The organism is Bradyrhizobium sp. MI1.10 (assembly GCF_055811035.1).
In genome coordinates this window covers 108,129-120,498 of the sequence record NZ_JBVVPN010000022.1, presented here as the reverse complement: position 1 = coordinate 120,498, position 12,370 = coordinate 108,129, and the positions used below count along the sequence as shown (strand labels likewise).

The 12,370-nt window shown below is 63.5% G+C and carries 10 protein-coding genes; 9 read left to right on the top strand and 1 reads right to left on the bottom strand.

All coding sequences use genetic code 11. The features are described from left to right. Positions 1-3 precede the first annotated feature (3 nt). From AC0L3K_RS23390 to AC0L3K_RS23360, 7 genes are all read left to right on the top strand, one after another. Positions 4-774: an ABC transporter ATP-binding protein gene (locus AC0L3K_RS23390; protein ID WP_473366989.1), complete on the top strand. Its 771-nt coding sequence runs from the start codon at positions 4-6 to the stop codon at positions 772-774. Beyond that, complete coding sequence (locus AC0L3K_RS23385) at positions 774-1,478, top strand: ABC transporter ATP-binding protein (RefSeq protein WP_473366995.1); 705 nt, start codon at positions 774-776, stop codon at positions 1,476-1,478. Before AC0L3K_RS23390 ends, AC0L3K_RS23385 begins: the two co-directional genes overlap by 1 nt. Before the next feature lie 13 nt (positions 1,479-1,491). After that, a complete protein-coding gene (locus AC0L3K_RS23380) occupies positions 1,492-2,373 on the top strand; it encodes a branched-chain amino acid ABC transporter permease (RefSeq protein WP_027519515.1) in 882 nt (293 codons plus the stop codon). Further along, positions 2,370-3,389, top strand: a complete 1,020-nt coding sequence (locus AC0L3K_RS23375) for a branched-chain amino acid ABC transporter permease (RefSeq protein ID WP_354170647.1) — start codon at positions 2,370-2,372, stop codon at positions 3,387-3,389. The genes AC0L3K_RS23380 and AC0L3K_RS23375 overlap by 4 nt, the downstream gene beginning before the upstream one ends. Next, positions 3,349-4,308, top strand: a complete 960-nt coding sequence (locus AC0L3K_RS23370; RefSeq protein WP_007601037.1) for a polyphosphate kinase 2 family protein — start codon at positions 3,349-3,351, stop codon at positions 4,306-4,308. The genes AC0L3K_RS23375 and AC0L3K_RS23370 overlap by 41 nt, the downstream gene beginning before the upstream one ends. Before the next feature lie 1,048 nt (positions 4,309-5,356). Further along, positions 5,357-7,687, top strand: a complete 2,331-nt coding sequence (locus tag AC0L3K_RS23365) for a mechanosensitive ion channel domain-containing protein (RefSeq protein ID WP_473366988.1) — start codon at positions 5,357-5,359, stop codon at positions 7,685-7,687. 98 nt (positions 7,688-7,785) lie between these two features. Beyond that, positions 7,786-8,784 carry a tripartite tricarboxylate transporter substrate-binding protein gene (locus AC0L3K_RS23360; RefSeq protein ID WP_473256016.1) on the top strand — a complete coding sequence of 333 codons (999 nt, stop codon included), beginning with the start codon at positions 7,786-7,788 and terminating at the stop codon, positions 8,782-8,784. Between the two features lie 132 nt (positions 8,785-8,916). Here AC0L3K_RS23360 and AC0L3K_RS23355 read toward each other — a convergent pair whose 3' ends face one another. Continuing rightward, positions 8,917-9,564 carry a Clp protease N-terminal domain-containing protein gene (locus AC0L3K_RS23355; RefSeq protein ID WP_473256017.1) on the bottom strand — a complete coding sequence of 216 codons (648 nt, stop codon included), beginning with the start codon at positions 9,562-9,564 and terminating at the stop codon, positions 8,917-8,919. Positions 9,565-9,914: 350 nt separating this feature from the next. Here AC0L3K_RS23355 and AC0L3K_RS23350 point away from each other — a divergent pair, with 350 nt between their 5' ends. Both AC0L3K_RS23350 and AC0L3K_RS23345 read left to right on the top strand, forming a co-directional pair. Further along, positions 9,915-10,232, top strand: coding sequence for a hypothetical protein (locus tag AC0L3K_RS23350; protein WP_473256018.1), 318 nt, complete (start codon positions 9,915-9,917; stop codon positions 10,230-10,232). A gap of 270 nt (positions 10,233-10,502) precedes the next feature. Continuing rightward, positions 10,503-12,155 (top strand): NAD-dependent malic enzyme, encoded by a 1,653-nt coding sequence (locus AC0L3K_RS23345; RefSeq protein WP_473366987.1) that lies wholly within the window; start codon positions 10,503-10,505, stop codon positions 12,153-12,155. Positions 12,156-12,370: the final 215 nt, after the last annotated feature.

Sequence of the window (12,370 nt, the reverse complement as noted above, 5' to 3'; positions counted from 1 at the left end):
ACGGTGCTGGAAGTCAGCGGGCTGGTGAAGCGGTTTGGTGGCTTCACCGCCGTCAACAATGTGTCGTTCAAAGTCGATCAGGGCGAGATCCTCGGTCTGATCGGCCCCAACGGCTCGGGCAAGAGCACGATCTTCAATATGCTCTCGGGTACGCTGGCGCCGACGTCCGGTTCGATCCTGTTCGGCGGCTCCGAGATCGCAGGCCTTCCGCCGCACCGGATCATCAACACCGGTATCGGTCGCACCTTCCAGATTCCGCGGCCATTCCGCCGCTTGACGATCTTCGAGAACGTCGCGCTCGCCGGATTCTACGGCCAGGGCCGCCACAGCCGTGCCAGGGCCGAGGAGGCGGCCGAGCGATCGCTGGCGATGGTCGGCTTGCCGACCGATCGCCATGCCAGCGTCGATGGCTTGGGCGCAGCCGGCCTGAAAAAGCTCGAACTGGCGAAAGCACTCGCCACCGCGCCCAAACTTCTGCTGGCCGATGAGAGCCTCGGCGGCCTCGACGAGGCCGAGATGGGTCAGGCGGCCGACATGCTGCGCAACATCCGCGACGAACTCGGCATCACCATCATCTGGGTCGAGCACATCATGGGCGTGCTGATGCGCGTCGTCGATCGCGTCATGGTGCTCGATCACGGCGAGAAGATCTCGGAAGGGTTGCCGAGTGCCGTTGCCGGCGATCCCCGCGTCATCGAGGTTTATCTCGGCACCGATGCCGAGACCACGCAGGCGGCGGCCGCCGCAGCGCGCCGCCGCGCGGGGGTGCAATGATGCTGGAGCTCCGCGGCGTCAATGCCGGCTACGGCACCTTCCAGGCACTGTTCGACGTCGATCTCGACGTGAGGGCGGGTGAGGCCGTCGGCGTTATCGGGCCCAACGGGGCCGGCAAGACCACCCTGATGCGTGTCATCTCCGGGCTGATCCGCCCCTCGCGCGGGTCGATCAGAATGGAAGCCGTCGACGTCGTGGCCACGCCGCCACACAAGATCGTCAGCCTCGGCATTGCGCATGTGCCGGAAAACCGGCGGCTGTTTCCGCAGCTAACCGTCGACGACAATCTCAAGATGGGCGCCTTCATGAAGGAGGCGCGCGGCCACTATGCCGAGCGGCTGGACGTGGTGTTCGAGCTGTTTCCGCGCCTGAAGGAGCGACGCCACCAGATGGCCGGCACCATGTCCGGCGGCGAGCAGCAGATGTGCGCGATCGGTCGCGCGCTGATGTCGAATCCAAAGCTGCTGCTGCTCGACGAGCCGTCGGCGGGGCTCGCGCCGGTCGTGGTGCAGCAGGTGTTCAAGCTGGTGAAGCGGATCCGCGCCAGCGGGCTGACCGTGCTGATCGTCGAGCAGAATGTGCAGCAGGTGCTGCGGGTGGTCGATCGCGCCTATCTGATCGAGGCGGGCACGATCAGGTCCTCAGGCACCTCGGCCGAGATGCTGGCGAGCGACACGGTCAAGGAAGCGTATCTCGGGGTGTGAGGTTCATCGGGGCATGCAAGCATTTTTGGACATTTTCGACATCTACCTGCTGGAGGCCGTGATCAACGGCATCCTGCTCGGCGGCGTGCTGGCGCTACTCGCGCTCGGGCTCAATTTGATCTTCGGCGTCATCGACGTGACCTGGATCTGCTACGCCGAGCTGGTGATGATCGGCATGTACGCGATGTATTTCCTGGTGCAGTATTACGGTATCAGCTATTTCCTCGCCGCGCCGCTCACCATCCTGCTGGTCGCGTTGCTCGGAGCGGCACTGCATTACCTCGTGATCGCGCCGCTGCTCACGGCACCGCCGATCAACCAGTTGCTCGCGACCGGCGGGGTGCTGTTCGTGCTGCAGAGCTTTGCCACCGTTGCCTTCGGCATCGACTTCCGCAACCTCGGCATCCGCCTGCCGGTGCTCGCTTTCGGCGACATGAATTTCAGCTACGCACGACTTCTGTCCTTCCTGGCCGCGCTAGTCGGCATGGTCGCGGTCTATCTGTTCATGACGCGGACTTTCACCGGCACCGCGATCCGGGCGATCTCGCAGGACCGGCAGATCATGGCGCTGATGGGCGTCGATACCAAGCGCATCTATCTCATTACATCCGCGATCGGCGGTGGGCTGGCCGGGCTCGCCGCCTGCCTGTTGGTTCTGCAATATGATGTGCATCCCTTCGTCGGTCTGTCGTTCGGGCCGATCACCTTCCTGATCTGCGTGCTCGGGGGCTTGGGCAATTTCATCGGCGGCTTCATCGCCGCCTTCGTGTTCGCCGAGATCATCTCGCTCGGCGGCCTGTTCTCCGATCTCGAATGGGGCTACGTGCTCGCCTTCGCGTTCTTCATCGTCATGATGTTCATCCGGCCCGCGGGCCTGCTTGCGAGGCGCCGATGATGGGGCGGGGACGGCTTGCAGCTTGGGGTATCGGATTGGCGGCGCTGGTCGCGCTGCCTTTCGTCTATCGCGATCCCTATCATCTGCACATCATGGTGCTGATCCTGATCTGGTCGTTCGCCTATACGTCATGGTCGATGATGGGGCGGTTCGGCCTGGTCTCGCTCGGCCATGGCGGGTTCATGGGCATCGGCGCCTATGTCACGGCGCTGCTCTGGAATCACCTGGGATGGTCGCCCTGGATCGGCATTCCCGTCAGCATGGCCGCGGCCGGCGCCCTGGCGCTGATCGTCGGCTATCCCTGTTTTCGCTTTCGCATCACCGGGCACTATTTCGTGCTGGTGACGCTGGCGCTCTCCGGCATCGTGCTCCAGGTCATCACGGCGACGCGCGATTACACCGGCGGGTCGCTCGGCTACACGCCGAACCGGGCCGCCGGCAACAAGCTCTGGTCGCTGCAATTCGACGACAAGATCACCTGGTACCTGATCGCGCTCGGGGTCTGGCTGTTCGGCATCGTGGTCTGGCACTGGGTGGACCGCAGCATGGCCCGCTATGCGCTGGAGGCGATTTCGGAGGACGAGGACGCCGCGGCCGCCGCCGGCGTCGACGTGACCGCGGAGAAGCTGAAGATCACGCTGCTCAGCGCGCTGATGACGGCCTTGGCCGGCGCGCTCTACTGCCAGTACCAGATGTTCATCACGCCAGACACCGTCAGCGGCATCGCGGTGTCGCTCCAGATGGTGTTCGCGGCCATCGTCGGCGGCCTGTTCGTCTCGCTCGGCCCGACCTTCGGCGCTATCATCACGATTATGCTTGCCGAGACCCTGCGCATCGGCTTCGGCACCAAGGCGGTCGGCTGGGACAATCTCGTCTACGGCGTGCTGCTGGTGCTCTTCATCATATTCCTTCCGAAGGGCATCCTTGGTAGCTTGCTCGACCGATTGAAGCCGCAACGCAAGGTGCCCCGCGCTCATGAGCAAGAAGCCGTCCAAATCGCTCGCCCAGGAACTTGACCGCTACATCACGCCATTCCGCTACGACGGTTCGGGCAAGTTTCATCTCAAGGACCACAAGACCGACGAGAAGGGCGATCTCGACAAGGAGAAGGCGCAGGAGCTTCTCGACGCCAACAAGAAGCGGCTGATTGCGTTTCAGGAGAAGCTCTACGCCCAGGACCGCTGGTCGGTGCTGATCGTGTTCCAGGCGATGGACGCTGGCGGCAAGGATTCTGCGATCAAGGCGATCTTCGAGGGCATCAATCCGCAGGGCTGCGCAGTCAGTGCCTTCAAGGCGCCGAGCAGCAGAGAGCTCGACCACGACTTCCTCTGGCGCCACGCGGTCGCGCTGCCGGAGCGCGGCCATATCGGCATCTTCAACCGCTCCCATTACGAGGAATGCCTGGTGACGCGGGTGCACCCGGAGATACTCGCCAAGGAGAAGCTGCCGCCAAAGCTCGTCACCAAGAGCATCTGGAAGGAGCGGTTCGAGGACATCTCTGCGTGGGAGCGCTATCTCTGTCGCAACGGCACCGTGGTGCTGAAATTCTTCCTCAACCTGTCCAAGGACGAGCAGCGCGAGCGCTTCCTCGACCGGCTGGAGGAGCCGGCCAAGCAATGGAAGTTCTCGATGGACGACATCAAGGAGCGCGCGCTGTGGCCGCGCTACCAGGCGGTCTATCAGGACATCGTCCGACACACGGCAACGCCTCACGCGCCGTGGTATGTCGTGCCGGCCGATCACAAATGGTTCGCCCGCGTCGTGATCGGGTCGGCCATCGTCGCGGCGCTGGAAAAGCTCGATCTGCGCTTCCCCCGCGCCGACAAGGCTTCGCTGGGCGAATTCGACGAGGTGCGCAAGGCGCTGGAGAAGGAGGAGAACGAGGAGAAGGCGGGCAAGAAACAAAAAACGCGAAAACAACCCCATGCACAGTAGCCGGTGATAGCGAAATCAATGACTTGAAGGCCAGCGCGAGCGCCTGCGGATTTAACGAAATCGTTGACACGTCGGGCAAAACAGGAGCATGATGTCATCATCCCAAACCCTCAGTACCCGCGCGCCATCCCATAGCAGACGCGCTCCACATTGGCGGGAAGGGCGGTTCTTGCAATCCGCCTACTTCTCGTATTTCGCTGCAGCGAATCCCTAGCAGGTGAGATGGAACGCGCCCTCAAATGTGATTTGCGCACCATTGATCTTGCTTGACAGTCTTGCGTCACGGGAGGACCATCCCAATGGTCGCAAACAAGCGACGCGCAACGTCCACATCAAGAGCAAGGGGAGGTCTATGACACCACCTCCGCAGAACCAGCCGCGTTAAGTGCGATGGAGCTCGTTCGGACTATCGCATAGCGGCAGAAACGCGAACGGCACGCCGGGCCAAGGTCTAGTGGGCTGCATCAGTGTGGCATGGCCCCTACCTGCCCGGCGCTGTATTCTGCATCACACCGATTGCATCACAGCGATCATGTCGGATGGCCGTGACGAGGCCGCCGCGCTTTCGATATCCTGCTTCTCTCCTCCTCCTCCTCCTCATCGCGTCATTCCGGGCCGACTCCCGGAATGACGCAGGGTGATCTCATATCAGCACGATCGCACATGACGTTTCGGCGGCGCCTGAGCGAGCGCCTCGTCCTTCGAGACGACCGCTTCGCGGCCTCCTCAGGATGAGGCTCAGCTGCATCCATCTGCGTTGAAATGCTGCCGCATACGCATCCCCTCATCCTGAGGGCCCGCCGCAGGCGGGCGTCTCGAAGGATGGCCGCAGCCGAGCTTCCAGCCGCGTGCCCGCATTCCGATCGCTGCACCTCCCGAGACGCGGTTCCCGCTTCCTGCACCGCGGCAAATGCCAAGAGAATGTCGCCTCATTGGCCAACTTCCGACACAGCGCCCGGGCGAATAGCGTCGATCCGACATGATGCATGTGCTTCGGCGGTGACGGTCCCGACGTCGCCGTCGCATTCATTTTCCCAGGGAATCCCTCGTGTCGCATAAGCTTGCCTCCGCGCTTCTCGCCGCGCTCTTGATCGCGATCTCATCTCTCTCCAGCACCCGCGCCGCGCCGCCTGCGCCGGCGGCAAATAACGCTGCCGCGTTGTCGCCCGATGAGGCCAAGCGGGCGCTGGAGACGCTGCAGGATGACAAGAAGCGCGCGCAGATGATCGACACGCTGCGCGTGATCGCCAATGCGTCCGGTCCACAGCAGCCCGCGCCCGAGCCGAAATCGCCGATCCCGCTCGCGGCCGACGGTCTCGGTGCGCAGCTCATGCTCACCGTGTCTGAGGAGATCGGTGAAATTTCGCGAGACGTCGCCGATATGGCCAGGACGCTCACGCACTTCCCGGCGTTCTATTACTGGATCGTGCGGACCGCGAACGATCCCGCGGCCTACAATCTCCTGATCGAGATTGGTTGGAAGCTCGCGCTGGTGTTCGGCTGCGCCTTCTGCGCCGAATGGGTGATCTTCCGTCTGATCCGGCGCCCCGTCGCCTTCCTGGAAGGGCGCATGCCGCAAACGGCGCGTCTGCCGGTGCAGGTATTGCCCATTGCCGATCCCCCGTCATCGGTGGCCGATGTCACCCCCGCGCCAGAACTGCACATGCGCCGCCACAGCCTGGCGCGGGCCTGGCAAATCATGCTGCGGCTGCCGCTCGTGCTGGGACGCTTCCTGCTCGAGCTGCTACCCGTGTTGGTCTTTGTCGGGGTCGCCACGGCGCTGCTCGGCACCGAGATCGGCGAGCCCACCACCGTCCGCCTCGTGATCCTCGCCGTCGTCAATGCCTATGCGTTCTCGCGCGGGCTCATCTGTGTGGTCCGTGTGCTGGCGGGACCGTTCGGCTTGTTTCCGGTCAAGGCCGAAACCGCCGCCTATATCGAGATCTGGGCGCGCCGCATCGTCGGTGTCGGCGTCTCCGGCATCGCCTTTGCGAATGTGGCGCTGCTGCTCGGCCTGCATCGCGGCGGCTATGCCGCGCTCCTGCGCATGGTGATGCTGGTCGTGCATCTCTTCATCGTCGTGATCATCCTGCAATGCCGCCGCCAGGTCGCCGAAGCCATCCGCGCGCCGGCCGACCGGCAGGGGATCGCGGCGGGACTGCGCAACCGCATTGCGGGCGGCTGGCATTATCTTGCCATCGCGCTCGACCTGGCGCTGTGGGCCGTGTGGGCGCTGAACATTCGCAACGGCTATTCGCTGCTGCTGCAATATTTCGTCGGCACCATCGCGGTGGCGCTGATCGCGCGCGTTGCCATCATGCTGACGCTGGGCCTGATCGACCGCGGCTTCCGCATCAAGCCGGAAATCCTCCAGCGCTTTCCAGGCCTCGAGATCCGCGCCAACCGCTATCTGCCACTGCTGCGCAAGATCGTATCCGGCGTCATCGCCTTCATCGGCCTGGTGGCCGTGCTCGAAGTCTGGGGCGTCGACGCCATCGTCTGGTTCTATGGCGGCCAGATCGGCAGCCGGCTGATCTCCGCGGTGGTGACGATCGGACTTGCCGTATGCATTGCAGCTGCGGTCTGGGAAGCCAGCAACGCGCTGCTGGACCGCCAGATCAACACGCTGTCGCGCGACGGGCACTACGCCCGCGCCGCACGGCTGCGCACCTTTCAGCCGATGCTGCGCACGGCATTGCTCTGCCTGATCGCCACCGTCGTCGGCCTCACGGCGCTCAGCGAAATCGGCGTCAACGTCGCACCGCTGCTGGCGGGCGCCGGCATCGTCGGCATCGCCATCGGCTTCGGTTCGCAGAAGCTGGTGCAGGACCTCATCACCGGGCTGTTCCTGCTGCTGGAGAACACCGTCCAGGTCGGCGACAACGTCAGCGTGTCCGGGCTATCGGGCGTGGTGGAGAACGTCTCGATCCGCACGATCAGGCTCCGGGCCGGCGACGGTGCCGTGCACATCGTGCCGTTCAGCGCGGTCACGACCATCACCAATGCCAGCCGCGGCGCGGGCAATGCGTCCGTCAGCGTCAACGTCGCCTACAAGGAGGATACCGACCGCGCCGGCCAGATTCTCAAGGACATCGTCGACGAGATGCGCCGCGAGGTGGAATTCCGCAGCCTGATCCGCGGCGATCTCGAGCTCTGGGGCATCGACAAGGTCGACGGCGCCATGGTGTCGATCGTGGGCCAGATCCGCTGCACCGAGGCTGGCCGCTGGCCGGTGCAGCGCGAATTCAACCGCCGCATGAAGCAGCGTTTCCAGCACAACGGCATCGAGGTCGCATCCGCCACCCAGACCATCCTGATGCACATCGCGCCGCCGGCTGACAGCGCCGCTCATCTGACGCCGCGTCGAGCGGCAGGATAGTCGCTCGGTAAACTTACCGCTTGCCTTGGTTGAACCGGCAGCGTTCACTTCGCCCCAGTTCGCTGACGACATGCGGGCGGTGAAAAAGGGTGGATGGAATGTGGGGGCGGTGGGCTGGACTGCGCGGTCATGTGATCGTCATTTGTGCGTTGCTTGGATGTGCGGCGTGGGCCACACCGGCAAACGCCCAGCTGTTTCCATCGCGTCCCATCACCCTCGTGGTGCCGTTCGCTGCGGGCGGTCCGACCGATACTCTGGCGCGGATCCTGTCCGAGCGGGTCGCTGCCGAGTTGCACGCGACGATCGTGGTCGAAAACGTCGCCGGCGCCTCCGGCAGCATCGCCGGCGCCCGCGTCGCGCGCGCAACGCCTGACGGCACCACGATCACGATCGGCCATTGGGGCACGCATGTGCTCAACGGCGCGATCTTCAAGCTGCCCTACGACGTGATCGCCGACTTCGAGCCGGTCGCGACGATCGCGATGGGCACGCAGCTCATCGTCGGCCGGAAGTCGATCGAGGCCAACACTCTGAAAGAGATGATCGCGTGGCTGAAGGCCAATCCCGGCAAGGTGACCGCCGGCACCGCGGGCGCCGGCACCGGGGCCCACGTCGCCGGTGTCTTCTTCAAGGAGAGAACCGGCACCGACTTCCAGTTCGTGCCGTATCGCGGCGCGGGGCCCGCCATGATCGATCTCGTGGCCGGGCAGATCGACATCATGTTCGATCAGGCCTCCAACTCGCTGCCGCACTACAAGAACGGTGCGATCAAGGCGTTCGCGGTGACATCGCCGACGCGGCTCGCCTCCGCGCCCGATATCCCGACGGTCGACGAGGCGGGGCTGCCCGGCCTCTACATCTCCTATTGGCACGGCATCTGGGCACCGAAGAACACGCCGAAGGAGATCGTCGCGAAGCTCAACGCGGCCATCGTCACCGTGCTTGCCGACGCTTCCGTCAAGCAGCGGTTTGGCGAATTGGGGCAGGAGATTCCTTCGCCCCATCAGCAAACGCCCGCAGCGCTCGGAGCCTTCCAGAAGGCCGAGACCGAGAAATGGTGGCCAATCGTGAAGGCCGCTGACATCAAGGCGGAATGACGCTGTCACCTAGGGCGTGTGCTCATCAAGACTGGCCACCTGATGCCCAGTTTGCTGCCAACATCGGGGGAAGGGCGGATGGCCTCCGAGGTAGTAAGATGAGCCAATTCTAGACGTCCGCCTCGACGCGCTTCATCTGCGCCCTGCGCCATCGGTTCCGAATAGTTCCTGATAGGTAATTCCCTGTTCAGCGAGAAAGCGCGCAGCCGGGCTCTGCGTTTCGTAGAGAATTGCCCTAAGGACGTCTGCGCCGGTTACTATGGAGCGACCCACCGCTTTCCGCATAACCTCCGCACGCTGGACAACACGTTGAAAAGCAGCGGTCGGTTTGGGCTCGGCGCGGATCTCCATAATTAATTTCGTCAGGTCGCTGTCGATGTAATCGACAAGTCTCTCCGTTAGCCCAGTAGGATCGGCATTGCAGGTATTAATGGATGCCGAAGCATCAGCGTCTTCTAGTAGCGAAAGAAGAAGATGTTCCAGCGTGGCGTATTCATGATTTCGCTGGTCGGCGAAGCCGATGGCTCGACGTAGCGTCGTGGCAAGCTCTCCCGAAATCAGCGGGGACGAATTGCTTCGCAGGGCCGGCAACGAAGAGACCCTCTCCCGAGGAACAGCTTTCTCCGCCTTGATTGCGGCAGATAGCGTATTCCAATCGGCTAGACCGAACATCACAGCCATGAGTTCAAGGCTTTGGCTAACGGTGATCTTGATACCTTTGGCAGCAAGGCCCGCACGTAGCGTTTGGGCCATGGCCTTAGCGTTGCGGAAGTCGCGCATGTCTCCATCCTTTGCTCGTGAACGAGAAAGAAGTGCCAGAGCTTGCGTTACTGGCCCGACTCGTTCGGGCAAAGGGCTGAAAGCCTTGGATACGTTTACCATCCCCGGAGGGCGCAAGCAGCAGGTCGTATCAACCAAGAGCAAAAAATGGACTAAAGGCGAACTGGCGTCAATCTCCACGATTACGAAAGGCGGGGCTGGCTTCGGCGATGGGCCACAACCGGGCTCAGGTGACGGGTCAACCCGCTGGCAACCACACCGAAAGGAGACGCGAGCGCGTCCATGAAGACAAGCATAGATTGCCAATGCGTCTCGCGCAAAGTTTGCCATGTTTCCGGGAGGCGCAAACCATGTTGCCCGCAGATTACGTTTTTGGCCTGGCTAACGCGCTAGTCCTCACGTTCAACCTTTACTTTGGACCTCGTATCAAGCGCGAACGGGTTGCAATGCAGTGGGGCCGTAACGGCGAGCCGACGTGGTACGCCCCAAAATGGATGGTGATGTGGGGAATGATCGCCTTCATGGCGGCTGTTCGGCTGTTTATTTGGCTGGCTTCCACATACGCGCCGCAACGTGTGCACGGTGTCGAGCTGGGCATAGTCATTTTCTCGGTAATTGCCGCAGGCTCCCACCTCTTCGTGTTGATGAAGGCGAGAGCGGCATGGTGAACGAGATTGCGCAAGTCGGCTAAGGGGTCACACGCCGCCGATCGCGCTCCAGGTGGGACCTTAGCTTTGCCTTGGAGTTTGTGAGTACACGTCCTAGGCGGCCTCCTCATGCCGAGGAGCGCCAGCATTGCGGCGTTAACCTTTGCCTCTCACGAATCCTCGCTGCGGTGCGGGATCACGATCCTTGCCGCAGGCGTCTGCCTCCTTGATCTCCAGTGAGCGCTGGCCGACAATGCCCGCCCTTCAATAAGAAACTCCCTGGGGGAATTCGTGAATAGACCTGCTCGGGTCAGCGCCCATTCGACATCGTCCGATTCCGTGCACGGCATGGCGCTGCTGCGCGATCCCCTGCTCAACAAGGGCACCGCCTTCACCGGGCAAGAGCGTGATGCGCTCGGCCTGCGCGGCCTGCTTCCGCCTTGCGTGCTGACGATGGAGACCCAGGTCGAGCGCGTGCTCGTCAATCTGCGCACGCTGCCGACCCATCTCGAGAAATATGTCGCGCTGAATGCGTTGCATGACCGCAACGAGGCGCTGTTCTTCCGTGTCGTCGTCGACAATATCGACGAGATCCAGCCGATCATCTACACGCCGACGGTCGGGCTCGCCTGCCAGAAATACGGCCTGATCTTCCAGCGCCCGCGCGGTATGTTCATCTCCTCGCGCGATCGCGGCCAGATCGCCGAGATCCTGAAGAACTGGCCCTATCCGGCCAAGCTGATCGTCGTCACCGATGGCGAGCGCATCCTCGGCCTCGGCGATCTCGGCGCCAACGGCATGGGCATTCCGGTCGGAAAGCTCTCGCTGTATTCCGCCTGCGCCGGCGTGCATCCCGAAACGTGCCTGCCGATCGTGCTCGACGTCGGCACCAACAACGAAGAGCTGCTGAAAGACCCGTATTATCTCGGCTTGCGCGAGCGGCGGCTCACGGGCGAGCCCTATGACAGCTTCGTCGACGAGTTCATGGTCGCCGCGCGAAAGACCTTTCCGGGAGTGCTGATCCAGTTCGAGGATTTCGCCAACCATTCGGCGTTCAAGCTGCTGCACAAATACCGCGATGAGGCCTGCGTCTTCAACGACGACATCCAGGGCACGGCTGCGGTGGCGCTCGCGGGCCTGTTTTCGGCGCTGCGCGTCAACGGCGGCAAGCTGAAGGAACAGCGCATCCTGTTCCTCGGCGCGGGCGAGGCCGCGACCGGCATCGCCGATCTCGTGACGTCCGCGATGATGGCGGAGGGCGCCTCTGAGGCAGAAGCGCTCCGCCGCAACTGGCTGGTGGATTCCCGCGGCCTCGTCGTCGGCGGCCGTGAAGGCCTGTCCGGCCACAAGCTCCGTTATGCCCATGCCGGCCAGGCGCCGATCGCCGACTTCCTCACGGCGATCAGGACGCTGAAGCCGACGGCGATCATCGGTGTTGCCGCGGTCGGGGGTGCCTTCACGCCCGACGTGCTCAAGGCGATGGCCGAGCTCAACGAGCAGCCGATCGTGTTCGCGCTCTCCAATCCGACTTCGAAGGCCGAATGCTCGGCGGAGGACGCCTACCGCTACACCGGGGGCCGCGCGCTGTTTGCCTGCGGCAGTCCGTATGACCCGGTCAAGCTCAACGGTCGTACCTTCGTGCCGCGCCAGGGCAACAACTCCTACATCTTTCCGGGCGTCGGCCTCGGCGTCATCGCCAGCCGCTCGCGGCTGGTGACGGACGAGATGTTCATGGCGGCCGCCCATACGCTCGCCGACTGCGTCGGCAAGGACGATCTCGCGCAGGGCAGCCTCTATCCGGCGCTGCCGCGCATCCGCGAGGTCTCGGTGCGTATCGCCGCCGCCGTCGCCGATGTCGCTTTTCAGCGCGGGCTCGCGGACGGACCCGCGCCCAATGACGTGAAGGGACTGGTTCAGTCCCAGATGTACGAGCCGCAGTACTGAGGCTCACAATTCGATTTGAATTTGCGGAGGCAGCCCCTCACCCCACCCTCTCCCCGTAAGAACGGGGCGAGGGAGTGAGAGAGGTTGCCTCCCTAACCTCTCCCCGCTCTTCTGCGGGGAGAGGTGGGGTTTCCCCCGCCCGGCGCACCAACGTCCCGCGCCAACCGGGGGGGGGGGCGGGCCGGAGGGGAGCCCGCACGAAAGTCGCTACGACG

Bases quoted from the DNA above. Each gene is read 5' to 3' on its own strand.
- AC0L3K_RS23380 (WP_027519515.1), top strand. From the start codon at position 1,492: ATGCAAGCATTTTTGGACATTTTCGACATCTACCTGCTGGAGGCCGTG.
- AC0L3K_RS23370 (WP_007601037.1), top strand. From the start codon at position 3,349: ATGAGCAAGAAGCCGTCCAAATCGCTCGCCCAGGAACTTGACCGCTAC.
- AC0L3K_RS23350 (WP_473256018.1), top strand. From the start codon at position 9,915: ATGTTGCCCGCAGATTACGTTTTTGGCCTGGCTAACGCGCTAGTCCTC.
- AC0L3K_RS23360 (WP_473256016.1), top strand. From the start codon at position 7,786: ATGTGGGGGCGGTGGGCTGGACTGCGCGGTCATGTGATCGTCATTTGT.
- AC0L3K_RS23375 (WP_354170647.1), top strand. From the start codon at position 2,370: ATGATGGGGCGGGGACGGCTTGCAGCTTGGGGTATCGGATTGGCGGCG.
- AC0L3K_RS23385 (WP_473366995.1), top strand. From the start codon at position 774: ATGCTGGAGCTCCGCGGCGTCAATGCCGGCTACGGCACCTTCCAGGCA.
- AC0L3K_RS23355 (WP_473256017.1), bottom strand. From the start codon at position 9,564: ATGCGCGACTTCCGCAACGCTAAGGCCATGGCCCAAACGCTACGTGCG.